At 37.0% G+C, this 24,504-nt stretch carries 30 protein-coding genes, 1 tRNA gene and 1 pseudogene; 13 read left to right on the top strand and 19 right to left on the bottom strand.

Annotated features, from left to right (window positions below):
- The first annotated feature begins 493 nt into the window (after positions 1 to 493).
- Complete coding sequence (locus tag ACQKKK_RS04295; protein ID WP_427614329.1) at positions 494 to 853, top strand: hypothetical protein; 360 nt, start codon at positions 494 to 496, stop codon at positions 851 to 853.
- Between the two features lie 264 nt (positions 854 to 1,117).
- On the opposite strand, the gene ACQKKK_RS04300 is transcribed toward ACQKKK_RS04295, so the two are convergent.
- A complete protein-coding gene (locus ACQKKK_RS04300; protein ID WP_427614330.1) occupies positions 1,118 to 1,798 on the bottom strand; it encodes a Crp/Fnr family transcriptional regulator in 681 nt (226 codons plus the stop codon).
- 120 nt (positions 1,799 to 1,918) lie between these two features.
- On the opposite strand from ACQKKK_RS04300, the gene ACQKKK_RS04305 reads away from it, so the two are divergent.
- The gene (locus tag ACQKKK_RS04305) at positions 1,919 to 2,140 is read left to right on the top strand and encodes a glutaredoxin domain-containing protein (RefSeq protein WP_427614332.1); all 222 of its coding nucleotides are present in this window, start codon (positions 1,919 to 1,921) and stop codon (positions 2,138 to 2,140) included.
- A gap of 253 nt (positions 2,141 to 2,393) precedes the next feature.
- Here the strand turns inward: ACQKKK_RS04305 and ACQKKK_RS04310 are convergent, their stop codons facing one another.
- The 4 genes from ACQKKK_RS04310 to ACQKKK_RS04325 form a co-directional block, all read right to left on the bottom strand.
- Positions 2,394 to 2,810 carry a hypothetical protein gene (locus ACQKKK_RS04310; protein WP_427614333.1) on the bottom strand — a complete coding sequence of 139 codons (417 nt, stop codon included), beginning with the start codon at positions 2,808 to 2,810 and terminating at the stop codon, positions 2,394 to 2,396.
- 196 nt (positions 2,811 to 3,006) lie between these two features.
- The gene (locus tag ACQKKK_RS04315; protein WP_427614334.1) at positions 3,007 to 3,516 is read right to left on the bottom strand and encodes a peroxiredoxin family protein; all 510 of its coding nucleotides are present in this window, start codon (positions 3,514 to 3,516) and stop codon (positions 3,007 to 3,009) included.
- Positions 3,517 to 3,957: 441 nt separating this feature from the next.
- A complete protein-coding gene (locus tag ACQKKK_RS04320; protein WP_427614335.1) occupies positions 3,958 to 5,310 on the bottom strand; it encodes a peptidoglycan-binding protein in 1,353 nt (450 codons plus the stop codon).
- Positions 5,311 to 5,342: 32 nt separating this feature from the next.
- A complete protein-coding gene (locus ACQKKK_RS04325) occupies positions 5,343 to 5,600 on the bottom strand; it encodes a twin-arginine translocation signal domain-containing protein (RefSeq protein WP_427614337.1) in 258 nt (85 codons plus the stop codon).
- Positions 5,601 to 6,306: 706 nt separating this feature from the next.
- Between ACQKKK_RS04325 and ACQKKK_RS04330 the strand changes: the two genes are divergently transcribed.
- Positions 6,307 to 7,116, top strand: coding sequence for a CPBP family intramembrane glutamic endopeptidase (locus ACQKKK_RS04330; RefSeq protein ID WP_427614338.1), 810 nt, complete (start codon positions 6,307 to 6,309; stop codon positions 7,114 to 7,116).
- 235 nt (positions 7,117 to 7,351) lie between these two features.
- Here ACQKKK_RS04330 and ACQKKK_RS04335 read toward each other — a convergent pair.
- Together ACQKKK_RS04335 and ACQKKK_RS04340 are read right to left on the bottom strand one after the other, a co-directional pair.
- Positions 7,352 to 8,498 (bottom strand): annotated as a pseudogene (locus ACQKKK_RS04335) (IS3 family transposase).
- Between the two features lie 990 nt (positions 8,499 to 9,488).
- The gene (locus ACQKKK_RS04340) at positions 9,489 to 10,361 is read right to left on the bottom strand and encodes an AbaSI family restriction endonuclease (protein ID WP_427614339.1); all 873 of its coding nucleotides are present in this window, start codon (positions 10,359 to 10,361) and stop codon (positions 9,489 to 9,491) included.
- Positions 10,362 to 11,078: 717 nt separating this feature from the next.
- Between ACQKKK_RS04340 and ACQKKK_RS04345 the strand changes: the two genes are divergently transcribed.
- The 3 genes from ACQKKK_RS04345 to ACQKKK_RS04355 all read left to right on the top strand — a co-directional run bounded on the left by ACQKKK_RS04345 (position 11,079) and on the right by ACQKKK_RS04355 (position 12,753).
- Positions 11,079 to 11,246: a helix-turn-helix domain-containing protein gene (locus ACQKKK_RS04345; RefSeq protein WP_427614341.1), complete on the top strand. Its 168-nt coding sequence runs from the start codon at positions 11,079 to 11,081 to the stop codon at positions 11,244 to 11,246.
- A 374-nt stretch (positions 11,247 to 11,620) separates the two neighbouring features.
- Positions 11,621 to 12,403, top strand: a complete 783-nt coding sequence (locus ACQKKK_RS04350) for an Arm DNA-binding domain-containing protein (RefSeq protein WP_427614342.1) — start codon at positions 11,621 to 11,623, stop codon at positions 12,401 to 12,403.
- Complete coding sequence (locus tag ACQKKK_RS04355) at positions 12,391 to 12,753, top strand: tyrosine-type recombinase/integrase (RefSeq protein ID WP_427614793.1); 363 nt, start codon at positions 12,391 to 12,393, stop codon at positions 12,751 to 12,753. The genes ACQKKK_RS04350 and ACQKKK_RS04355 overlap by 13 nt, the downstream gene beginning before the upstream one ends.
- Before the next feature lie 108 nt (positions 12,754 to 12,861).
- On the opposite strand, the gene ACQKKK_RS04360 is transcribed toward ACQKKK_RS04355, so the two are convergent.
- Positions 12,862 to 12,933 (bottom strand) — tRNA-Val (locus ACQKKK_RS04360).
- 215 nt (positions 12,934 to 13,148) lie between these two features.
- Between ACQKKK_RS04360 and ACQKKK_RS04365 the strand changes: the two genes are divergently transcribed.
- Positions 13,149 to 13,370, top strand: coding sequence for a hypothetical protein (locus ACQKKK_RS04365; protein WP_427614343.1), 222 nt, complete (start codon positions 13,149 to 13,151; stop codon positions 13,368 to 13,370).
- 17 nt (positions 13,371 to 13,387) lie between these two features.
- On the opposite strand, the gene ACQKKK_RS04370 is transcribed toward ACQKKK_RS04365, so the two are convergent.
- Positions 13,388 to 13,945: a phosphatidylglycerophosphatase A family protein gene (locus ACQKKK_RS04370; protein ID WP_427614345.1), complete on the bottom strand. Its 558-nt coding sequence runs from the start codon at positions 13,943 to 13,945 to the stop codon at positions 13,388 to 13,390.
- A 192-nt stretch (positions 13,946 to 14,137) separates the two neighbouring features.
- Here ACQKKK_RS04370 and ACQKKK_RS04375 point away from each other — a divergent pair, with 192 nt between their 5' ends.
- From ACQKKK_RS04375 to ACQKKK_RS04395, 5 genes are all read left to right on the top strand, one after another.
- Positions 14,138 to 14,860, top strand: a complete 723-nt coding sequence (locus ACQKKK_RS04375; protein ID WP_427614346.1) for an alpha/beta hydrolase — start codon at positions 14,138 to 14,140, stop codon at positions 14,858 to 14,860.
- 90 nt (positions 14,861 to 14,950) lie between these two features.
- Complete coding sequence (locus tag ACQKKK_RS04380; protein WP_427614348.1) at positions 14,951 to 15,466, top strand: YjcG family protein; 516 nt, start codon at positions 14,951 to 14,953, stop codon at positions 15,464 to 15,466.
- Positions 15,467 to 15,470: 4 nt separating this feature from the next.
- Entirely contained in the window at positions 15,471 to 15,899 is a 429-nt protein-coding gene (locus ACQKKK_RS04385; RefSeq protein WP_427614349.1) for a GNAT family N-acetyltransferase, read from the top strand.
- 159 nt (positions 15,900 to 16,058) lie between these two features.
- Complete coding sequence (locus ACQKKK_RS04390) at positions 16,059 to 16,322, top strand: hypothetical protein (protein ID WP_427614351.1); 264 nt, start codon at positions 16,059 to 16,061, stop codon at positions 16,320 to 16,322.
- Between the two features lie 235 nt (positions 16,323 to 16,557).
- Positions 16,558 to 17,046, top strand: a complete 489-nt coding sequence (locus tag ACQKKK_RS04395) for a spore coat protein (RefSeq protein WP_427614353.1) — start codon at positions 16,558 to 16,560, stop codon at positions 17,044 to 17,046.
- A gap of 55 nt (positions 17,047 to 17,101) precedes the next feature.
- On the opposite strand, the gene ACQKKK_RS04400 is transcribed toward ACQKKK_RS04395, so the two are convergent.
- Positions 17,102 to 17,398 (bottom strand): hypothetical protein, encoded by a 297-nt coding sequence (locus ACQKKK_RS04400; protein ID WP_427614354.1) that lies wholly within the window; start codon positions 17,396 to 17,398, stop codon positions 17,102 to 17,104.
- 154 nt (positions 17,399 to 17,552) lie between these two features.
- Between ACQKKK_RS04400 and ACQKKK_RS04405 the strand changes: the two genes are divergently transcribed.
- Positions 17,553 to 19,826, top strand: a complete 2,274-nt coding sequence (locus tag ACQKKK_RS04405) for an ATP-dependent helicase (RefSeq protein ID WP_427614355.1) — start codon at positions 17,553 to 17,555, stop codon at positions 19,824 to 19,826.
- A gap of 69 nt (positions 19,827 to 19,895) precedes the next feature.
- Here ACQKKK_RS04405 and ACQKKK_RS04410 read toward each other — a convergent pair whose 3' ends face one another.
- From ACQKKK_RS04410 to ACQKKK_RS04450, 9 genes are all read right to left on the bottom strand, one after another.
- On the bottom strand, positions 19,896 to 20,150 hold the full coding sequence (locus ACQKKK_RS04410; protein WP_427614356.1) for a stage VI sporulation protein F: 255 nt from the start codon (positions 20,148 to 20,150) through the stop codon (positions 19,896 to 19,898).
- 110 nt (positions 20,151 to 20,260) lie between these two features.
- Positions 20,261 to 20,413, bottom strand: a complete 153-nt coding sequence (locus ACQKKK_RS04415) for a YjcZ family sporulation protein (protein WP_427614357.1) — start codon at positions 20,411 to 20,413, stop codon at positions 20,261 to 20,263.
- A gap of 102 nt (positions 20,414 to 20,515) precedes the next feature.
- Positions 20,516 to 20,872, bottom strand: a complete 357-nt coding sequence (gene spoVAE / locus ACQKKK_RS04420; protein WP_427614358.1) for a stage V sporulation protein AE — start codon at positions 20,870 to 20,872, stop codon at positions 20,516 to 20,518.
- A 16-nt stretch (positions 20,873 to 20,888) separates the two neighbouring features.
- A complete protein-coding gene (spoVAD, locus tag ACQKKK_RS04425) occupies positions 20,889 to 21,914 on the bottom strand; it encodes a stage V sporulation protein AD (RefSeq protein ID WP_427614359.1) in 1,026 nt (341 codons plus the stop codon).
- 3 nt (positions 21,915 to 21,917) lie between these two features.
- A complete protein-coding gene (gene spoVAC / locus ACQKKK_RS04430) occupies positions 21,918 to 22,388 on the bottom strand; it encodes a stage V sporulation protein AC (RefSeq protein ID WP_427614361.1) in 471 nt (156 codons plus the stop codon).
- An 18-nt stretch (positions 22,389 to 22,406) separates the two neighbouring features.
- Positions 22,407 to 22,904 (bottom strand): sporulation protein, encoded by a 498-nt coding sequence (locus tag ACQKKK_RS04435; RefSeq protein ID WP_427614362.1) that lies wholly within the window; start codon positions 22,902 to 22,904, stop codon positions 22,407 to 22,409.
- A gap of 283 nt (positions 22,905 to 23,187) precedes the next feature.
- Positions 23,188 to 23,553: a DUF1360 domain-containing protein gene (locus ACQKKK_RS04440; protein ID WP_427614364.1), complete on the bottom strand. Its 366-nt coding sequence runs from the start codon at positions 23,551 to 23,553 to the stop codon at positions 23,188 to 23,190.
- 14 nt (positions 23,554 to 23,567) lie between these two features.
- A complete protein-coding gene (locus ACQKKK_RS04445) occupies positions 23,568 to 24,137 on the bottom strand; it encodes a hypothetical protein (protein WP_427614366.1) in 570 nt (189 codons plus the stop codon).
- Between the two features lie 11 nt (positions 24,138 to 24,148).
- Positions 24,149 to 24,463 (bottom strand): hypothetical protein, encoded by a 315-nt coding sequence (locus tag ACQKKK_RS04450; RefSeq protein WP_427614368.1) that lies wholly within the window; start codon positions 24,461 to 24,463, stop codon positions 24,149 to 24,151.
- Between the last annotated feature and the right edge of the window lie 41 nt (positions 24,464 to 24,504).

Here is a 24,504-nt window from a genome sequence, read left to right on the forward strand (position 1 = left end):
TGTAGGTTTTTATATCTTCAATGACATATATGGGAATTGAAATACCACTATTCTAATTTAACTAACGGGTGCGTTAGCTAAAGTTCGGAGCTGTTTTTAAGGTAGCTCTTATACTGTTAAGGGACATTAAGTTTAAAACATAATAAAGTTGTTTAAAAATGTCAGTCATGTTTTTCCATTAAGGGCCAAATTATGAGGATTGTATTTATTGAGGTAGGATTGTTTAAAATCTACTATATTTTTTAAAGTATCTCTATCTATTTAGAGATGCTTTTTTATTCATTAAATGAGTAGAGTATATTAGTTAAACGATACAAATATATCAAAAAGGAACAATTATTTATTGCAAAACAATAAATAATTGTTTTATAATAACAATAAATTAATTAAGTGGGTGCTTCTTTATGGGCTGATGCCTATCTAAAATAAAGGAAGGCACCATTTCGTTAAAGAGACAGAGTAATTGAATAATTCAATGTAAAGGAGTGTTTTTTTGGGGTTAACTTCGATTTTAATTGGACTTTTTGGAGCTATATTAGTTATTATCTTCGTTTTTCCATTACTAATGGTTAGAAAATATGGGAAAGGTTCATCTCCTTATAAGTCGTCTTATTGTATATTCGGTCTATTAATTATCAATTGGATATTATACATTTCAGGTTTTTATAAATTGCTTCCTGTTAATGTTGCAGACTTAATTTTTATCCCAATATGGTTTAGTGTTTGTGCTTTAGGTGCCTTATTTACAATATTTGAGTTTAAGAACAACAAAGCCTTTGCGGTTCCCCTTGCCGGTTTTACTTTTATTAGCTTTGTTTTCGCTTTATTCATAATCGGTATATCACAGATGTAACGGTGAAGTAAGTGTTCAACATGAGGGCGCGATTCTTCAATAAGAATCGCTTTTCTTAATGTACAGGAAACCGATTTTTTGATTTTAAATTGTTGGTGGTACCCTGCTTGACCCCTAATAAAAAAGCAGTGCGAATTCATATGTGAATCACACTGCTTTTTTATTTGCTATTATACTTTTTAATGGTTTTGTACTCAAAATGCTATTAAAAGGTTTATCTAATTAAAAACCCCTTGAAAAGATTGAGGATTTCCGATGGATTGCTTAAATTTCTTCTAAAAGTTGTTCAATTTTTTCAGCATTAATAGACAATTTTAAATCTTTTTTAATCAAACCCTCTTTTTTAAGCTGACTAAGAATAGCACTGGTCGTTTCTCGTGTAGATCCAATCATGTTTGCAATATCAGCATGTGTCAATGTCATATTGATGGTTTGCCATTCGTTTATTCTTTTTCCGGTTTTTTCACTTAATTTTAATAATAGGTATATTAGACGGTATTTAACATCACTAAGCGCAATTTTCTCGCTTAAGCTATAAACTTCTTTTAAACGATTGGAAAGTATATTTATAAACTTTAATGCAATTTTGGGGTTCCTTTCAAGAAACCCCTCAAAATCATTCCTTCCAATCATACATAAGTAAGTATCTGTCATTGCTTCAGCATAAACCTGGTCATCTGTTAAAGATAGGGTGGATGTTTCTCCAAAAATATTACCACTTGTTAAAATATCAACAGTAAACTGCTTTCCATGATGATTCATACGAAATAAGCGAACTTGACCTTTCTTTAAAAAAAATAATGCTTCAATTGGCTTATCTGGAGACAGTATAATCGTTCCTTTTTTAACAGGTTTCATCTCACTTAATTCTTCAATTGCCTTAAGATCGTCCATTGGTAATTCTTCCAATAGACTAATTTGTGAAAGAAGTAATAATTTATCCACTTAAAATCATTCCTTTCACTATTTTTGTTTCCATTATACTGTTCTTTGTGATTTTTACTGTAATCTAAATTACTGCTTAAAAGCAAATAACTAGTATAGTACCAAATAGGGGGTGTTTTTGTGGAGCCAGTTTTATATACAATGGATGGGTGCTTAAGCTGTTTTAAAGCAAAACAACATCTAATTCAAAGTAATATTTATTTTATAGAAAAAAACCTATTTACTGATCTAAATGCTGCATTAGAAATAAAGAATTTACTAGGAGAAGTTACTGCCCCGGTATTTGTAGATGGAGCATTCATTTTAAAGGGAGATGAAATTTTAAGAATAAAAAGAATATAGGGGTAATCCAAATGAATGAAAAAACATACATTTTTTAGGGATGATTAGTTAATTACTATAAAAAATAAGTCGAGTTATAGCGACACTTTCGTTTATATGTATGGTGTGGCACAAGGGGGAAAGAATCGCTAATTGTCCCTTAATTAATCCCACATTCAACATCGCTAATACGATACTCCAATTTTTATCACCTCGAATAAAAAAATAAGAATTAGTAGTATATTTTCTTTGCAAAATATTGAATAGTTTCCTTTTAAGAAGTTTGTTTTTTTAAACAGATCTTAAACACAATTACAACTATTATAGAGAAAAACAAATGAGTTCCTAAACTCATTAATTGTTGATTAGCAAAAGCACTTGAAAGGTTTGTTCCCATCCCCATCATTATAGGCATGATAACAAGAGGACCCACTATCCAAATTCCAATCCCAAAAATAATTGTGAGAACAATACGATTTTTTATAACGAATGTCAATAATCCGAAGATAATGCCGAAAATAATACTTATCATCATATGAATGATCCAGGCATTTAGTAAGCTGCTGCTCCCCATCATCCCTGCAATCATGGCTATCTTACCCATCATTTGCATGATCATTCCAAAGATAATTCCACCAATGATGCCACCTATAATTCCAGTTTTAATTGCTTTATTAACCGAAAATTGCACGTTTATCACTCCTTTTTCTTTTGCATTGTTATCGTACCAAGTGAAAAAAAAAAATTCTGTAATGCTAATTACAAAAATCAGAATTGGACAATTTCCTATTCTTTATTGAATTCAAATTAGTCGTTAGTTAAGTTCAAAAATTAAATGGCTATTAAAAAGAGCAAGCATATAGCTTGCTCTTTTCGTAAAAATAGATTTATTTAGACTTTAGATTCTTGCCTATATATTGAACAATCTTTCTAAGCTCTGTCGATGTTGGACGACCAAATGGACTGGTTTGTCTCTGTTGATATAGTAGTTGTCCATTTTCATCCACAAGAAAATAAGCAGGTTCTCCATGAGTACCATGATCTTCATAAGGTGCATCATCACCGTGATAGAAAACATCGTAAGCTTTTAAAGCAACCAGGAACTCATCTGATAAAATCGGGAACGATAAGTTGTTCTCCAATGCCATATTCCTTAAGTTTTCTAATTTGTCCGTAGACAAAGTAATAAGATGTACATTTTTCCCTTCAAAGAAACCTTTGCTCTCTTCAAGCTCCTTCAAATCATGGACACAAACAGGGCACCAGGCGCCTCTAAAAAAAATAATTAATTTCCAACCCTTATGTTCTTTAAGATTGGTTTCTAAAGAGAATTCCTGTCCTGATATTTCAGGAAGTATAAAGTTTGGAACCTTTTCACTTAATTTAAAAGTAGTCATTTTGTCTCCTCCTTTTAATAAATGGATAGTGTATATATCTTCAAATGCTAAGTTACACACATTATATTATCTTAATTAGCAATTAATATATGTAAGCTTCATTACATTGCTTGGAAATATCAAAAATCACAAAAATTCCAACCATTCACAATAGTTAATGAGCAAGCACCCATGCCCATCAAGCTAAGTAAAAACAATCCCTCCAATAACGAAAAAACGTTATGCTTATCGTAAGAGGTTACGAGCGATTACTGAGGCTGCTGCTAAAAATAGTATGAAAATAGCCGACCTTTATTGGTCGGCATCTTCAAATTGGATTCCTATATTGGGAATGAAAGCTATAAGGAAAACTCTAATTATGGTCCAGACGACAAAACACGAAAAACTATGATAATACATTTTATGTAAAATAAAGCCCCAAATTTCCTTCAAAGCAAAATTTCAAGCAAAGAGCTTTTGCCATGTTGAAGGACCAGGAATGCCATCTGCATCACTTCCAGACCAACCTTGAGCACGTTGGAAAGCAGCGCAAGCTTGACGGTCTGCCTCACTCCACTTTGGACCTGCTCCGACAGAATAATACTGACTATACCCTTTGTTAATTAATCGTTTACCGAGGGTTGTAACATATTCGTTATTTGCACCAGGGCCAAAGAAATGGCTTCCGGGAAATTTCGAAACATTTGGGGTGCTTCCAACTATATCAAACAATCTTTGCCATGTCGTAGGACCCGGATATCCATCTGCATCGTTGCCTGTCCAACCTTGTGCTCTTTGGAACTCTTGGCAGTTTAGGCGATCTGCTTCACTCCACGCAGGACCCGGCCCAACAGTATAGTGTCGACCAAATCCAGTCTTTACTAACTGAACACCCAATAATTTCACGTATTGGTTAGAGGCTCCAGCCTTAAAATATTGTGCACCTGGAAATGCTGGCGGCCAGTCGCTTCCACCACTTCCGCCACCACCATAATAGATGGCACTAAGCCGCTCCCATGTAGATGTTCCAGGAATACCATCTGCGCCACTTCCACTCCAGCCTTGTGCTCTTTGAAAGGTGGCGCATGCTTCCCGGTCTGTTTCCGTAAAGCGAGGACCTGCTCCCACTTGATAAAAATTACCGTATCCTGCTTTTATTAGCATTTTTCCTAATAGCGTGACATAGTTATTGTAGGCACCAATATAGAAATACCTTGCTCCTGGGAATGATGTGGGGTTATCCACAGTTCCACTGTTACCGTAAGGAGGTGGTACCGGCTTTACGCCCCCAGGAGATCCGCTGCTATAAAATTCATAGTAAGGAAGAGCAAATCCCACTATTTTCGAATCAGAAAGACGGCGATAACGACGAAACACGCCTTGAATTTCCTCTCCTTTAGAGGGGGTGAAAGTATTCCCTTCTACTGTAAGAACTGCTTGTTCCCCAGGATAATATTGCTCAACGATGCCTATATGAGAGTCTCCACTAAAAAAAATAAGGCATCCTGTCGCCCTGGCAACTTTCTTGGAGTCATTCCCAATATAATTAATGAATCCTGATTTAGTAAAATATTCACCAAAAGTATCATGAAACCATCGATGATCTCTTACTGCAGCACTGCGAGCAAAAAGTGGACGGTGTTCCCCATTGAATTCCATATTTCCTGATTGAGCAGCACACCAGCTCACAAAAATGGCACACCATGGCTGATTGTTTAGACCAAACCATCTCCCATACTTATTGTCATTATTATTCCCTTCTAATGTGCCAATCTGAGATATGGCTGTGTTGACCATATTAATTCGTAAAGACATAAAACTCCCCCCTGATTTATTATTCAATTTCATTAATTTAAATTATAAATGGTCTCTACATCCATCAGGAGAACATTTGGGTCTTGAGGTAGTTCAAGTTCCATTTCTAAAATTGTATCGCCCCATGTACCAGGTTCTTTAGGTAAATCTTCTGAATTAACTTCAGATGTAGCTTTCGTTTCGTTTAACCCTGCTAAAGCTTTAATAGGTAAACTAGCTGCTGTCACAGTTACTAAACCAGCTCCTAGATAACCTAAAAACTTACGTCTACTTAACTTTTTCTTAGCCACTATTTCCATCCTCCCCCACATTTATATAGTTCATAGTAAATAGAATATGAAATTTATTTAGATTATTCAGATGTTCATCTTCCTCTTCCAAAATTATACTTTATTTTTAAAATAATGTAATGAGCATTTTAGATCTCTTCTAAATATAGTAAATATTACATTATTTTGTAGGTGAGCAGGGTAAGGAAAAACTAGTTATATTGAGGATTTATTGAAAGTGACAGGTCACCTTGAAAACCAACAAATATAAGATTCTTTTTTATTAATGGAATGGTCGCAATGCTTAAGTAGGGTATTGCTTTTCTTGCTTAACAAATGGGCAATTAATCCCAGGGTGAATGAGGTAATATGATGGATTTTTCAGATGAATTGAACCTGTTTTCGCCGGAATTACAACAATGGACATGTGGTTGTGTAGATTTAGAATAAAGTTGATTAAGAACACCTTAAAAACAAATAAAATACTATAACTAAAAAATGAATCCATTTTGAAAAAAGGTTGTTCAAAATGGATCTTTTTCTAACATATTTATGCTTAGTTTTTATAAAAAAGTTTGATCCATTTTTGTGCTATATTCTTCAACTAACCCCCCGTACATTACTTCACAATCTTATTCGATTACATCAGGATTGTTTGCAGATTAATCAACCAAATACAGGAATTCCACTGATTCAAACTTAAAATAAAGAAGGAGTTATTAAAATAATGAGCATAGGTAATAAATCTTCAAATCGTTCTCCCTGGATCTTTTTCTTGTTGGTTTTCATTCTAGCCATTCCATTCTGGTTATTCGGAATGGAAGCTGAACAATTTTTCCGGAAAGAAATACCCATAAATCTTCCTATCAGTGCCCTTATGTTTGTTTGCCCGATGATAGCTGCTTTGATCCTTGCCTATAGGAATAATGGAGCAGATGAAATAAAACATTTATTAAAGGAGTCTTTTAATAAAAGAATCGATAGAAAGATCTGGTATGTACCTATATTTCTCTTAATGCCTATCATAATGATTTTGGCATATGTATTAATGAATTTAATGTGGAATGCTGTTCCTAATTTGCAATTTTCCATTTCGAATATCCTTACTTTTTTCTTTGTGTTTTTTATTGCAGGAATATGTGAGGAGCTTGGCTGGCAAGGATTTGCCTATGACAAGCTAGAGAATCGGTGGAGTGCAATAAGGGCTAGCATCATATTAGGGGTTGTATGGCAAATATGGCATGTAATCCCTCACATTCAAGCTCACCACCCTCCAGAATGGATAATATGGCAATGCACTGGGTCCGTTTCATTACGGATTCTGATTGTTTGGCTCTATAAAAACACAGGCAAAAGTATACTTGCAGCAGCCATATTTCATGCTATGAATAATGTTTGTTCATTTTTATTTCCCAATTACGATTCAAGTTTCACCACATTCTCTATCTTTATCGTCACAACATTAGTTGCTATAATCGTTACATTTTTATGGGGTTCAAAAACGTTAGCTCGTTTTAGATTCAAGCATTCTAACTAATGCGACTGGGTCCAAATATATTAAATTAAAAATGAACGACTACTTTTACTTAATCAATCATTAAGTGACTGTTGAACATTTTTTTTAGTTATAGTTTCATAATCTTTATAGTTAAATTAACGTAAATATCTAATTACCTCTCCTCTAAGAAATTTATAGAGGAGAGGTGATTTTAATCAAACCTTATTTATAAATGATGGATTTGAGTCAATTTTGGACACAAACAAGTTAACTCTTAAGCTGTATTTCTAATTTGATCTTCAATGGCTTGTGGGGTTTTATATCAAGCTGCTGTGAATTCTTTTTCGTTTATACCAACCTTCAATAAATTGGAACATCGCTAATTTTGCTGTTTGGTAGTTAAGATACTGTACGTGGTTAACTTCTTCCTTCTTTAATATGCATGAAAGGATTCAATACAAGCATTATCGTACGGGCAACCTTTCTGGCTAAAGGATTGCTTAATAGGATGGTTTTGGATATGTTGAGTAAACTCACTACTTGTATATTTAGAGCGAAAATCCGTATGAAGAACTAAACCCTCCGTGGGCTTTTGTGAAGAGTGGGCGTTATCGAAAGCTTTTATGACCAGTTCTGTCGTCATAGAACGTGAAAATGAATACCCTACTATTTTCTTAGAATGAAGATCCAATACAGAAGCTAAATAACACCATCCGTCTTTTAACGTGTGGATATACGTAATGTCAGCTACCCATTTCTCATTAATGGTCTGGGTGGTAAAGTCTCGTTTAAGCATAGTATCTAACTGAATAACCTTTTCTATAGATGGATAAGGACGGTATTTTTTCTTAATAATAGAACGAATTCTTGCCTTGCTCATTAAACGTTGAACACGCTTAAGACTTAGGAAAACCCTTTGGTTAATAAGCTTTCATGAATCTTTGGGGCCCCATACCTTCCCTTGCTTTCCAGGTAAATGAGATGAATTTCCTTCGTGAGTTCTTGGTTTTCCTGTTCACGATTGGATACGACTATTTGAAGGGACTGATAATGGCTGCTTCTTGGGATTTCTAGTATTTCACACATCTTCTGTATGGGATATTGTTTCTTGTGTTCCTCAATAAATTCGGTAAGATCTGTCTCGGTTACTTTTTCGCGAATATGGCCATAGCCTTTTTTAAGATTTCAACTTCCTGCTTTAACCGAAGGTTTTCCTTCTGTATGGCGGCTAATTCCTTTGGAGTCATGGACTCTTCCCCTAAACCGATTGGAGTAAATTCTTTAACCCATTTATAAATGGTAACTTCTGATACGCCATATTCGCCGCTTAATTCTTTGACCGAATTACCCGAGTGATAAAGATCTACAATAGTCTTCTTGAATTCATTATTATATTTTTTACCTGTATTCTTACGTTCCAAGATGGACACATCCTCTCAAAAATCATTGTAAGGAATTAACTAAAATGTGTCCATGAAACTATACTAACTCCAATATTTAAGTTTAAGCATACCGTTTTTTTAGGCTCTGTTAATTAATAATGTTGTTTTAATACAAGAATACGAAGAAGACTGACATCCACCATTTCAATCTTCTTCGTATTCAGTCCTCAAAATACCGGTTCCGGGTGGGAAATGACTTGATATAAAATCAACTGATGAAAATTGCTTATCATTTGAAATTACGAAAATTTCGTCGCCATCATAGCCAATCCAAAATACACTATCGTTTTCTTCAAGAGAAACGATTGGGGTGATTATATTTCTTTTACCAAAAAGCGTTTTAAATTTTCTTTCCCCAAAACTAAAAACATCTTTTTGTAATGACTATAAAGCCAGATTGTTCATACTGCCATTTCCATATAAGGGAATATAGCCTTAAATTGCTCACTATTTCTAATATTTGCTTTATAAAAATAAGCTTTCACTTTTCTAATTTTAACTGGTTCATACTCAATAATATGGAATTTAAAATCTCGATCAAGTTCTTCTTGTTCAAGATCATAATCTTCAACAAGTATGTAAATGGGGAATCTATTTAATAAATTGAAGCATCCAATTCGGAGTAAACTCAATAGATTCTACATTATTAAATGCAAAATCAACTACATACGATTTATCTCCTTCAATTTCGAATGGGAAAAAACCACCAGCATCAGGAATATCGGAAATCCACTTTTTTTGGCATATAGCCTATTTCTACTTCCATGTGATAAGTCTCCTTTAAACATTAGGTTGAATAAAATAATATAAGGATTATTTTATTATTTAGATTTGATTCTTAGATGTTCCATTTGGTCAAGATAATCTTCTAATAGCTGATTTTTGTTGATTATTTCCTATATCACAAAGATTAGCCGTAACAACAATGTTAAAGTTTTTATAGAATTGTGGCGATTACCATTGCCTTTATTAATTGTATGGAGTTAAATCTACCTCTTCAGCAATTCGTTTAAATATCACCCTATTATCCTCGATTCGATCCCATTGAAAAATACCAACAAATTGATACTTATAAGTTCCAAATACAGGGTCTTTAACCTTCATAAAAGTAATTCGATCTCTTTGGGTACCCTCTGGAAGATGATAAGGTGTATAATCACTTTCCATTCTTCTTTCTTCAATTTCTGTCCAATTTTTATTAAAAACGTTAATCCAACCCCGAGCATTTGAAACTTTCCCTTTCCCAGTATCAAAAGAAAGCTGGGGGAACCACATCATATACTGTTCATTAAACTTCCAATAAGCTCTTTGTATCCCCTTATAATTCTTCCCTAGGCAACGCATTGCCTCAGTAATTGTACTGAATGTGTACTCATCATAAATGGATAATACCCCATTCTTGATGGCTAACTCTGCATAATCAACATCTTCAGACCAAGAAATAATCTTGCTGTTAGAAGCCATTTTATTGATTAGTTGAACGATTTCTTCAATTTTAGTATGTATCGCTTCTAGTGATTCAGTAGCATTTACTCGTTCGATTCTGATTTCATTTTCCTTAACTGCTTGATACATTTTCCCGATTTCTAAAGTTCGGATTTCATCATTAAGTTCGTTCCTTATGTGAAATCCCTCGTCACATTCAATCCCTAAATGAATCTGTGGAAAGTATAGATCAATCAAAGCGTATTTACCATCAGCCCTTTTTACATATTGTTGCGTGACAGGTTTTAAATCTAATCGATTTAACCTATTCCAAATTCTGTTTAAAATATAATTCTCGTAGTCTTTCCTTTTAGTTCTGGAAAATGTTCGAACTAAATATTCTCTTTTAGCAACCATCTTTTCCCCCACGTAGTTCATTCTAGTTTTTTTGTATCAGACACTTGATAAACCTTAATAGAATCTCCTAAATTGCACACCAGAAAAATAAAAGAGATCTTTTACCGGCATCATTTCACCACAAAATACACTTTTCCCTTTAGGTCCATCCAAAAAAGAACCTGCACAGATGCAAATATTGAAGAAAAGCTCTACAAGTGATGACCATCTTTTTTCTAACTGATTGTTACTTTTAGTATATCAGTCATCTTCAACTAGTCTGTTCCCTTAGTTTAATAAAAAAATCTACAGCATTCTTTTACAAAGCCGTACATAAATAAATTGGACTGAGTTACAATCTTTCCTTTTTTGCTTAATCTGATTTATGTACGATAAAGAAAAACCACCCCGCATCGCAAGCATAGGTGGTTAATCTCGCTAAAGTCATTAGTTTTATTATATCCTATTTTTCCCCACGCTATAAACTGACTGTTTTAAGAAGCTGTAGTAAGGATCATTCGATTTTGATGTGGAGATAGCTAAGCACCAACTACCTTATTACTTAGCTCGATAAATTTCCCCCCTCCAACTCATAACATTAATACCATCTTATTAACGTTTTTCGGATAACCCTTGAAAACGAAAGATCTAAAAAAATATAATGTCTCTGAATTAAATAAGTAAATTCAAATTAATTACTATTAAACTAATATATTAGAACTAAGAGGAGAAAAAATTATGCCTAAAAACATCGAAGATTATCCAATGATTTTAACAGCCGTACACTTATCTGAAATTTTGATGGTGTCTAAGCCAACTGCTTATGAGTTAATGGAACAAAAATCTTTTCCACTTATTAAATTAGGTCGAAGCAAACGCGTGCTCCGTGATTTTTTAACTAGCTGACGCAGCAACAAATGAGCAGCTTATAAAACCGGAAGTGCGTAGTGGTCATATCAATGAACTTCTTACTTCCCTTACATAATTATTATCAAACATTTACGGTGGTTAGCATAATGAGAGGTAGCTCAAAAAAGAGAGGAAACTCTTGGACATATAGTAGATTTTGAGAAAAATTCGCTAACAGGTGAATGTAGACAAAAAATAAAAAGCAGATTCATACGCCAAAAAGATACACAAGCAATACTTTTCAAGCTGCAATCTGAAAACTAGAGGAAAAGAGCGGCTTATGAACGGAAAGTAAGTGGTCAAACTGATACTAGACCACTTGCTTTCCATTGTTCTAACACGAACTATAATAGGATATGGGGGCAAGCAAAATGAAAGGCACTGTTAAACAAAGAGGAAATACTTGGACATATATTATGGATATAGTCCGAGACCCTATTACGGGTAAACGAAGGCAAAAAACAAAAGGCGGGTTCTCTCGAAAAAAAGATGCACAAGCTGCTCTTCGAAAGATTCAGAGTGAACTGGATGAAGATCGATTTATCGAACCGAGCAAAGAATCCTTTTCATCCTATATGGAATTTTGGTTTACGTCCCATTATCAAAAAAGGATTAAAGAAACAACGGCCTCAAGCAGAAAGTATTTGATGGATAAGCACTTAATACGAGAAAATCCTTTTGCCAACAAACCCCTTTCAAAAATTACGACCGAAGATATCGATGCTTTTTATAACCTCAAATTAGATGAGGAGTATAGTACAAGTACCATACGAAAATTACACCAGTTATTAAATCAGGCCTTCGGTCAGGCTGTAAAGTGGAAAAAGATTAGTTTCAATCCGGTGATCAATGCTGATCCACCCTCGGTGAAAAAAGAAGAAATGAAGATATGGTCCTTTGATGAGATTGAATCGTTCCTTAATCAATGCAAGGGAGAACGACATTATCTAACCTTCTTACTCGCCATTTATACGGGTATGAGGAAAGGTGAGCTCCTTGGGTTAAAATGGAGCGATATTGACTTTGGAAAAAAATCTATCCGGATACAACGTTCCCTTTCTCACATCCCGATAAAGGATATCGTTTATCAACGCCGAAAACGAAAAAATCAAAACGGCAAGTCCCGATTCCTGATTTCCTTATCAAGGAATTAAAGGCTCATAAAGAACGTCAAGAAACACAGAGGAAAAGGCTTGGTGAACATTATCAAGACCTAGACTTAGTCATTTGTACAGAGATCGGCACCTTACAGGATCCATGGAACGTGTTACGTGTGATGAAACGTATCAGTAAAGCGGCTAACGTGACTTCTATTCGGTTTCACGATATTCGGCACACACACGCCTCCATCTTGATCTCTGAAGGGGTAGATATCGTCAAAGTAGCGGCTCGTTTAGGACATTCGGATCCTACCATCACGTTAAAGAATTACGCCCATTTGATTCCAAACCAAGATGATGAAGTAGCTGATATTTTCCACAATGCTATTCAGAAGTCACGTTAGCAAAATGTGAGCAAATCACTATCATTGATTTAAACTCATCTAGTAAGACAAAATAAAAAAAGGCACAAACCCCTTGTTATAACAAGGATTTGTGCCTTTGTTAGTTGATGACCTGTGAGGGATTCGAACCCACGACCCCTTCCCTGTCAAGGAAGTGCTCTCCCACTGAGCTAACAAGTCGTATGTAATAACTGACTAGTAAAATACTTAAGTACATAATTTATTATATGTTTTTTTGTTAAAAAGTCAACGCATTATATTAAAAAAGTTTTATTTTTACCTTATTTTTTATTACCTATCCGCAAAACAAGAACTCGTGTTCCTTTTTTACTTGCATACGAAACGTATGTTCGTATATAATAAATGCAAGTAAGTCAGCAAAGGAGTGACAAGGAATGAAATATATACTTCGAAAACATATGGAAGAAAACGCTCCATTAGAGATTATTTATCTCTCCGAACAAGGAAAGATTACGCAGCGGAAAATCCAGGTGCTTGAAATTTATCCAGGCAATTTTCGCGCATTCTGTTTTCTAAGGCAGACAAAACGGACATTTAAAATGGCCAATATCCTTTCTGCCCGCCTCATTAAGGCCAGGTTTGATAGGTCGGGATGAAAATTGGTCATCAAGTTTCAACCGATTAACTCTTCTTCTTCCTGAATGTCCTTCTCCTGTTCAGTTAACGATTCTTCTTCATCTCTCAGACGATGAGCTAACCTTGAGGCGGCACTCGCGGCAATACTTGCAACGATATCATCCAGGAAGGTATGCACGATTCCTTCTTGCTTCTTATCGAGTTCGTGAATGACGCCTATTTTATTTTTATCCAAATGGCCAAAGGTCGTTACAGCAATGCTTCCGTAACCGAGTACTGCACCAAAGGCAATCGTTTCATCCACTCCGAATAACCCTTCATCAGATTCAACAATCGATTGCAGGGGCTCTGACAGCTTTTTTTGCTCTGCCAGTCTATCCAGCTCCACACCGACTAAAATGGCATGTTGAATTTCCCTTTTTAACAGGACACGCTCAACGCTGTGGATGCATTCCTCCAGCTTAAGATCAGCTTTATACGGGAACTGCAATTCATATACGATTTTTGCAATTGCCTCCACACTTACACCACGCTCTATTAATGTTCGTTTAGCCGCCTTTGTTACTTCCCTGCTGTGTACTTGTACATCTGCCATTTTATTCGCCACCTCTTTTATTGTATTATTTTCCTATATGCTTGTATTATAGCATCTTATAATTTAAATTTTTAGAAAATATAATGAAAATATTCTATTCTAAATTCTTGTCACGGGAAAAAATCGCATGGCTATGCTAAAATAATCAAGTAAGTTGTTTTTCATTATTAATTATCATCGAGGTGCGGGAAAATGAGTTTACGCAAAGGCACAATTAAAGAGTACATGTTTAAAAGCGAAGCTTTAGCAGAAGAATTGGAACTACTTGTTTACTTGCCTGCTAATTTTTCGCCACTGTATAAATATTCGCTTGTGATTGCTCAGGATGGCCGTGATTATTTTCAAATGGGCCGAATTGGTCGCGTAGCCGATGAACTATTAGGGAACGAAGAAATTGAGAATATCATCATTGTCGGCATTCCCTATAAAGACCGCTTTGACCGCAGGAGCAAATATCATCCGGACGGGGAACAGCACATTGCATACATACGTTTTCTTGCCCATGAACTTGTCCCGTTTTTAGATGATGAATTTCCGACCTATCAAATGGGACATGGTCGAGCTTTGATCGGTGACTCTCTTGGTGGTACAGTTTCTTTATTGGCCGCACTAAAATATCCCCATACATTCGGGAAATGCATCATGCAGTCACCACTTGCCAATGAAGCAGTAATGGATGCTGTACGTAATTTTGAGGATCCGCATCTACTCGAACTTTACCATGTGATCGGGACTGGGGAAACTGATGTTCCGACAACTGATGGCAACAGGGCAAACTTCATAGAACCCAACAGGGAATTGCATAAATTATTAAACCGAAAAGGATTTCCATGCTTCTATGAAGAATTTGAAGGTAATCATACCTGGAAATATTGGCAGGCAGATTTAAAAAGAGCACTATTGGAAATGTTCTAACTTACTCGTAATCATCTCTTTTGAGATGGTTTCAAGAAAAAACATGTCCAACTATAATACAACAATAAAAAATATCAGGAGGTTTTATTTATGAAATATGGTGTTGCAATTTTCCCTTCAAAAAAACTTCAAGATTTAGCTAACTCCTATCGAAAAAGGTATGATACGAAATATGCTTTCATTCCACCGCACTTAACCCTTAAACCAACGTTCGAAGCGACGGATATGGAAATTTCGACAATCGCGGAACAATTAAAAGGCATTGCTCAAAAGTGCAGGCCTTTTACGATGAACGTAACGAAAGCGAAGTCCTTCCAACCCGTAAGCAATACTATTTTTTTCAAAGTGGAATTATCCGAAGGGCTTCAAGAGCTGCATGATGCACTTAACAACGATGAATTCATGAAAAGTGAAAATGAACATGCATTCGTCCCGCATATTACCATCGCTCAAGATTTATCCGATAATGAGCATTCTGATGTTTTAGGCCAATTAAGCATGCTTGACGTTAGCCATGAAGAAGAGGTGAAACGAGTTCACTTGCTGTATCAGCTTGAAGATGGGGCATGGACCGTTTATGAAACATTTAGATTAGGAGCTGAATGATTTCGTGTTTGTAAAAATTGCAGAGAACACCCAAGAGCTTGAAAATGCTTATATGATTCGAAAAAAAGTATTCGTCCAAGAACAAAAAGTCCCTCTTGAAGAAGAGATTGATGAATATGAAGAAGAGTCTGCACATTTCGTTTTATATGATGATCAGGATCAGCCAATAGGTGCCGGCCGCTTAAGGGTCATCGACAACATTGGTAAAGTCCAGCGCATTTGTGTACTATCATCGGGCCGAAAGAATGGTGCCGGTGCCATGATCATGAACGCTATTGAGGAATACGCAAGCAAACGGGAAGTACCTCAATTGAAGCTTGATGCTCAGGTGCACGCGATTCCTTTTTATTCAAAATTAGGATATGAGATCGTTTCCGACGAATTTATGGATGCTGGCATTCCTCATAAAACGATGACGAAAACCATTTTATGATATAAAAACGCTGTCCTTTCAGTTTTCTGATTGGACAGCGTTTTTTTGGTCGTTCATGATCTTAAATTATCGTTTTATAAAAAAACCATTTCTGTTCAATGGCAATCTCCGCAAAAGTACATAGACTATATATAGAAAGCAAGAAGGAGGGAAAATTTTATGGGCAACAATGAATTTAACCTGGAGGAGTCTCAAAAAAGACTAATGGAACTGCTGGTTTCGAGGACTATGAGAAAACATGGTTTCAAAAAGGAAAAAGTCGATCTAACTGAAAAAGAAAGAAATAACCTTAAAGAAACCATTCGTTATTTACAAGAGCAATCGCAAAAAATCATAAACCAAGAAAAGAACATCACGGAAAAAGATGTTAATCCAATTACAAATTCTATTCATAACAAATTCACTGATTCCAAAGATAAATGATTCACCATTTCACCTAATCAAACCCTATTTGCTGGCGGGAAATAAGTAACAGGGACATAGCAGCACTTACATTTCATTCCTAAAGCTCCAGCTTCTTTTATCATTCATCTCCCCACACACTAATACTTTACCTAAGTATTAAAAAATAGACGAATTAACTGATTTATTCGTCCAACCCGATTAACCATCAAAGCATATTTTAATAGGGAATAAAACCTAAGGAGGAAAAAACAACATGAACCAAAATGTATATCGTAGCAACTGTAACACTCATGAAGACTCTGAAAGATCATGGTCGGCCCTAGATTCCGCTTCACACCACCCCCTGACAGGGTTCTGCAATAACGAAAATGACGAGATCGAACAAGAGGCAAGACAAGACAATTCTCAAATTCAGCTTTCCGAAGAACTAATTTACATTAAAGATTCTTGTAATGTGAATATCACTTCAACAGATGTTAAAGCGGCTCTTTCTCTACAATCAGCTCTACAAGCAGCTATTGCGATCATCGTAAGCATTTCCGTTGCAGATAATGATAATGCTGATAGGATTACCCAAGAATTAATCCAATCTTCTAATGTTAAACAAATCACGCGCCAAAAAACAATTGTTGAAAACAGCCGTGATATCGACGTTGTAACAACTGATGCACAAATTGCTCTTAATATCCAACTTTTACTACAATTATTATTAGCTCTAATCGTGGAAATTGACATTCTCTAAGAAATCACCACAAAAAGGACACTTCACGTGTCCTCTTTTGTTTTTCTTTGCAAAACTAGACACTTTCGTTGAAATACCACCCTTTTCCTGTCATTTCAGCCGTAGATTCTTCACTAGACCTCATGCCCATTTGGTTTTTCTTAGAGCCTGCCCCATACGTCCTTTCCCGATTATGATATTGAACTTGATCGAATCCTTCAAAGCTTCCCATTTCCTCTTCCAACACCTGGTCAAAGCGGATAGGTTGAATGGGTTTCGTTCCTTTAACAATTCTTACTTTCTCTTCAGCTTCAATCGTCCGGTTGGCATATTGAATATAATCAAATTGTGTAACAGGTGCTATGTATCCCATAGTAATCCCTCCCACCTTTATTTAAATAGTTATGTTGTCAATTACATACCCGTCCGGGATGATATTTAAACACTATTTCCGCATTCTTTTTTCCTAATCTTCTGGTATGATGAGTATTGCCGATATTTTTAATAGATTAGAGGTATCCATTTATATGAATCAAGCAAAATCTGGCAATGAAATCGTACATTTACATACCGTTTCAGCTGGTGAGCTGCAGACACTTTTTGAAAAAGGAAAACGTGATCAGCTTTCTTGTATCATTTGTCATAAACCAGTGAAATTATTTATTGGAATCCATGAGACACCCTATTTTTATCATAGTGACCCATCGCAGGCGCACTGCGAAATGCCGAATTCAGAACCGATAAATGAGGACAAGCCATTAGAATATATGGAACAGAATGGATTTAGGATTCCGACATCACGAACCATTACAGAAACAAAAACCATTACGGAACCTTTCCTTAAAAGCCGGCCCATAACTGGCAATCCGAAGTATTCAGATAAACCTTCTGCCCTGGAACAAACAGAGGATCCATACTTTCAGGAATTATCCTCATCCGGGGTTGTTCTAGATGCAGAGCAACTCAAAGCGGTAATGACGATCGATGGACCAATTCTCGTCCTATCAGGAGCTGGCAGTGGGAAAACCCGGGTATTAACGGTACGTACTGCCTATATGCTCACAGTGAAGAAGATTGATCCAAAAAGTATCATGCTTGTAACATTCACGGCGAAATCTGCAAAGGAAATGCAGCAGCGTCTGCTCGGCTATCCCTATATGACACCTTCCCTTGTTTCTCAAATAGTTAGCGGGACCTTTCATAGCATCTTTTATAAAATCCTGATTTTTCACGAACCATCCAAATGGCAGCGCGATTTCCTATTGAAGTGGGAATGGGAAAAAGAAAAGATTTTGAAACAGGCTGGCAGGGAATTGGAACTTGATGATAAGGAATTTGCTTATGATCAAGCCCTTCAACAAATTGGGCTTTGGAAAAATTCCTTGGCCTTTCCAGAAGATATTAAACCGACTGACGAGTGGGAGAAATCCTGTTTATTTTTATATAAGAAATATGAAGAATATAAACAGCAAACAGGGAAATATGATTTTGATGATATGCTTGTAGGCTGTTATGTATTTTTAAAAAACCACCCGGATTTTTTAAAGAAATATCAGCAAAGATTTAACTATTTTTTGGTTGATGAGTTTCAGGATATCAATAAAGTTCAATATGAATTGATAAAACTCCTCTCTGCTGAATCAAAAAATGTATGTGCGGTTGGGGATGATGATCAATCCATTTATTCATTCCGTGGAAGCGATCCGAAGTATATTCTGAATTTCAATCATGATTTCCCTCGATCCCAAGTGGTAAAGCTGACCGAGAATTATCGCTCTTCTCATGAAATTGTCGCTACAGCGAACCGCTTGATCAAACGGAACCAGAACCGGATGGAAAAAAAGATGAGGGCACAGCATGATTCTGGTAATCCCCCTGTATTATTTTATCCTTATGATGAGGAATTGGAAGCAACGATGATCGTATCCGATATCCAAGAAAAAATATCCAAGGGAGCAAACCCTGGGGACTTTGCAGTTTTGTATAGGACACATACGATGTCCAGAGCCATTTTTGAACGGCTAGCCGCTTCAAACCTGCCATTTGTCATTGAAAAGGATGCGGATTCGTTTTATCAGCGCAGGGTCATTCGCGGCATGCTGGCCTTTATGCGCTTGAGTTTGTTTCCCCATGATAGCAAGGCAGCATCTGATGTCCTTTCCTCCTTATTTTTAAAGCAAAGTATTTTACAGGAGTTAAAAGCAATGACAATACTGCAGGATTGTGATTTTATCGATGCATTTGCTTTTGTTAAAACAGGACATGCTTTTCAAGAACGAAAATTAAAAACGATCCCAGGACAAATCCGCTCTTTAAAAAATATGGCTCCACTTGTAGCTTTAGAAATCATCGAAAAAGATTTGGGATATCAGGAATATGTAAAAAAGCGCGGAAATGAAGCAAACCTGGAAAAAGGTTCCGATGACATCCGCGACCTAAAGGTGGCAGCAAATCGTTTTCCCACCGTCGCTGCTTTCCTTGATCATGTCGATCATATGACTGCGATGGTTCAAGAGATAAAACAGCTATCGAAACATTTTAAGGATGCCATACAGCTAACTACCATACACCGTTCCAAAGGGCTTGAATATCAAACCGTTTATGTCCTTGCTGCTGTCGATGGCAGCATTCCTCATGATTTTGCACTTGAATCATACCGAAAAGGGGAGCTGGCCCCTCTTGAAGAAGAAAGGCGATTGCTCTATGTAGCAGCAACCAGGGCTAAAAAGGATCTTTATATTTCCATCCTGCAAACTAGACGCGGACGAACCGCTCATCCATCACGTTTCTTGAAGCTTTAACCAAAAGTGAATAATATATCTCTTTGAAAAACGAAATGGGAAAGGCCTGCACTTTAGCAGGCCTTCTTTTCACTTTTTATTTATCATATTGGAAATAGTCCCGAAATCCAGTTTATTCCCTTCAGATACAATGGATTGGACGATTTTATCTTCCGTTTCCTTATTGACCGGCTTATTTGCTATTTTTGAAACGCGCTTAATGACGCTTCTAACTGTTGTTTCATCTTTGAAATTGGCTCCCTGCAGAGAGTTTGCCAACTCTAATACATCTTTCATATTTACGCCCGTTTTACCTTCTATGTTTTTTAAAAAGTTATTATCCATACCTAAGCCCCTCCCTTTTCTGTACCTATCCTATGTATTAACAGAAAAATGGTGCTAGGCCCTCAAATAAAAATAAAAGGAATAGGCCTCTTCTGCCTATTCCTTTTACGTTAACAGCAGAAAGAAGCCCCTACAATGATTAATAGGATAAACAAGACAACGATTATCGCGAAAGCAGAACCGCCGCAACCATAGCCTCCGCCATAACCGCCTCCGTAGCCATAACAGCTGTTGCCACAACCGTAGCCACCAAAACCAAACATACTAAATCACCTCGCTCTCGCTAAAGCTTACTGATAACATATGTAGGTCTGGACAAATATGTATAGGCCATGTCCTAGTCCAAGCTGCCTATTTCCATTATTTTAACCTTTTGGTCTGAAAACTAACGCCCCAATAAATCCAAAGATGATAGCTGCAGAGATACCGGAACTTGTAATTTCAAACATACCTGTCAATACGCCAACGAGACCGTGTTTTTCCGATTCCATCATTGCCCCGTTCACGAGCGAATTCCCAAACGAAACGATTGGTATGGTTGCTCCAGCACCGGCAAAGTCAACAAGTGGTTCGTATAAATCAAACCCGCCAAGAACAGCTCCTATTACAACGAACAGGCTTAACGTATGTGCTGGTGTCAGCTTGCCAACATCGAAAAGAAGCTGACCGACTACACATATCAAGCCACCGATGACAAAGGCCCAAAAAAACATTGCTAACATCCAAATCTCTCCTTTTTCATGATTTCATCCCATATTCAATGGCTACCGCATGGGCAATGCACGGAATGGAATCTTTTTGCTGGACGGATAGCGGTGACAATAATGCTCCTGTTGCAACAAGCAGGATTTTTTTATATTTACCAGAAATCATTTCATTTAGTATATGGCCATATAAAACCACAGCCGAACATCCCGCACCACTCCCGCCTGCCAAAGTAGGCTGGTCCTTTTTAAAAATCATCAATCCGCAATCTTTGAATTTTTCCTGATTAATATCGCAGCCCTTTTGTTTTAATAAGTCAATGGCAGTCCCCCTGCCTATTTTTCCTAAATCACCAGTAATGATGAAATCATAATCATCCGGGGTCAAACCAGTATCTTTAAAATGGGCAAGAATCGTATCGACGGCGGCCGGGGCCATCGCTCCCCCCATATTGAAGGGATCCTTCAATCCCATGTCAATGACCTTTCCGATGGTGGCCGAGACGATGTGGGGAAATTCCCCTTGCTTGCTTCCATTAGGAGCTACCAGTGCCACCCCTGCTCCTGTTATCGTCCATTGAGCTGTCGGAGGTTTTTGCCCTCCATATTCAGTTGGATAGCGAAATTGCTTTTCAACAGCTGCATTATGGCTCGAGGCGCCAGTCAACACATAGTTAGCCCCGCCATAATTGGTGATGAAGGCAGCTAGAGCAAGACCTTCCATTGAAGTGGAACAGGCTCCAAACAAGCCAAAGTATGGAATGCCGTTGGCTCTGGCTGCAAAACTTGTGGGTGTAATTTGATTGATTAAATCACCCGCCAAGAAAAATTGTACCTGCTCTTTGTCAATCTTACCTTTCTCCAGTGTAAGCTCAACCGCTTTCTCCATCAAATGGCGATGAGCCTTCTCATAAGAATCCTGTTCCATCCACAAATCATCGTATAGGATATCAAAATCACCCGCGATTTCTCCATTTGCCTCAAATGGCCCGCCTGTTACCCCTGTTTCCAAGATGACCGGTTTATTGGCGAACATCCATGTTTGTTTTCCCTGTAACACCGCTTAGCCCCCAATCATTTGATAAATCGTTTTTATCAACGCCACGACAAAGGCTGAAAATACTCCAAATAAAATGACCGATCCGGCCAATTTAAACATATTGGATCCAACACCAAGAACAAATCCTTCAGTCCGATGTTCGATAGCTGCCGAAATGACTGCGTTACCGAACCCTGTAACAGGGACGGCACTCCCTGCCCCACCGAACTGGCCAATGCGGTCATAAAACCCGAAGCCGGTCATTAGAAGAGCCAGAAATACCATGGTAGCAGTTGTTGGACTACCTACTGTCTGTTCCGTAAAGTTAAAAAAATAAATATAGAAGTAAGAAATGGCTTGACCCACTATGCAGAAAATGCCACCTACTAAAAAGGCTTTCAAACAATTCTTCACTATCGGCCTTTTAATTTCATGCTTTCCTTGGAGCTCTTGATACGCATCCTGCTGTTGGGTCGTTTTCTCCTTGCCGCTCATAGTGCCGAACCTCCCTTTCTAAACTAAATCTTTTTGAAGTCCTTCAATCTCCTTGAACTTCTTCTTTGCCTTTTTCTCGGGAACATTTTTTTCCTTGAGTAACTCGTTCAATCTTACAGATTCCAAAAAGATTTTATAATCGCTCGAAACGATAAAATCGTACTTGGGAAACTGCTTTTCAAGATTTCCAGTCACAGTTTTTTCAATCTTCTTCATCTGAAAACGTTTTAAGTGCTTAACCTTATATGCGACGATAATCTTTTGGCCATTTTTCACGACAATCACATCATAGATGGTGTCTTCATTAGCAACTGTTTCCTTGACCTTTGATATCAGTCCCTTTTCGTCTTTTTCATCCATCCCATTGATGATATCCATCGGTTCAGGATTCGTGCGTTTAATCAATGCTAAATTCTCTGTTTTTCCGTCACCATGACTGCTGCATGCAGTGAGCAAACACAAAACGAACATAATAAACATCCATTTGCCCTTAAAATATCTTCCTTGTCTGAACATAGAATCACATCCTAATTTATCGTTCTATTATTATTTTCTTGTTTAACTGTTTTTTTATGAATGGTAGGATTAGGAAGTAAAAAAACCTTTCCGAATTGGAAAGGTTTTTTTACTTAATATCCTTTATTTTTATTGTTACAGCCACAGTCCTTCTTAATTTTGACCGGCCGATCTTTTTTCATCGGTTTGGCATAAGCCCATGAACTCTGTTTCTTATTCAATTCATGACCCCTCCTTAATGTCTATACCTTACTATATGAGCGAAGAGACAAGTTGTTTCCAATCAAATGTCCATAATTTTGCTGATAATGACCTCAATTATCGCTCCTACTGCCGCTACGGCAAGGGTTAAAATCAGTACGTAGCCTATGAACCAATGTTGTATATATAGGAATACCAGTAAAAGGCTGACCCATACACCAACACACCAAAAACAGCTAAGCAGTTGCCCACCCCAGCCAAGCAGGCCCTTTTCTTTGGGCATTAAAAATATTTCCACATCACCTTCTTCATTCTCTTCCTCTATCTCTTTAAAAAAGGGGCGGCGGATTGGCTCCATGATTTTATCGAATACGATCAAGCGTGTCAGCCTGAAGGAAGCCAAGCCTAATATTAGAAATAAGGTGAACTCATTTTGTGGGAGAAACATTCAATATTGCTCCTTCACTTGGATTCTCCAATTATTTTGGCATCAATAATATCCGGTAGACCTACGAACTGAATATGGTTCCCTCTTTTAATCTTCACTGATTCCCCTTTCATTCCCAACACATGAAACTGAAGCGTTTCTCCGTTAATAACAGCTTCACATAATGGCTTTGGAAAACCTTGATGATTGGATAGCCGGGAAATGATGTCCCCAGAAGATTCTCCCTTCTCCATTTTTCTCCTTTTTTTCTTAACTGGCTTTTCAGGTTCCTGTTCTGATTGTTCAGGATTTCCCATTTGTTCAACCGGAGTTTGTTCTGGGACATATTGTTCGGTAATTCTCCTTATACCTGTAATCTCTGTTTCGATTTCCTTCATGACATCATAAACACCAAATTCACGTTTGATCTTTTCGATTTTTTCTTCTTTATTCCCGTCTTCCTGAAGCACCGGCTCAACGTTATCTTGAGGTGTATCTTTTTTCGTTCGAAAATCACTTTGCATATTCCCTCGCAGATCGGAGATTTTTGCCTGATTTACATATAAAAGTGGTTTGGATTTCTTATCGCCATTATTTTCTGACATGAAAATCCTCCTTAATATTTCAGAATATCCACAGACTGCAGCTGTTCCATATGGTATTGAACAACCTTTTTCCCGAATTTATGCCTTATGAACAGACTGGATTCTTTCTTATGTTCCAATTTTCCGAACAGTGTACGGTCATTGATGATGAACTTACAAACAGGCTTAGGTGCAAAGGCTGGGAGTCGGGACAATAGCTCCACCAATTCCTCGGCTGTATATGAAGTGCTGAAATTTTCTTCATTCAATTTCATATGTCTCTTCAGCGTATTGTGTATGGTTTGTTTTCCAACAGCACAAGGCAGATCAACTTTCTTCATGTTCATGATGACCCTCCTTCTTTTTCACGAATAGGGTTGAAAGCAGG

It is taken from the genome of Peribacillus sp. NPDC006672 (assembly GCF_050274955.1).
Lineage (GTDB): Bacteria > Bacillota > Bacilli > Bacillales > DSM-1321 > Peribacillus.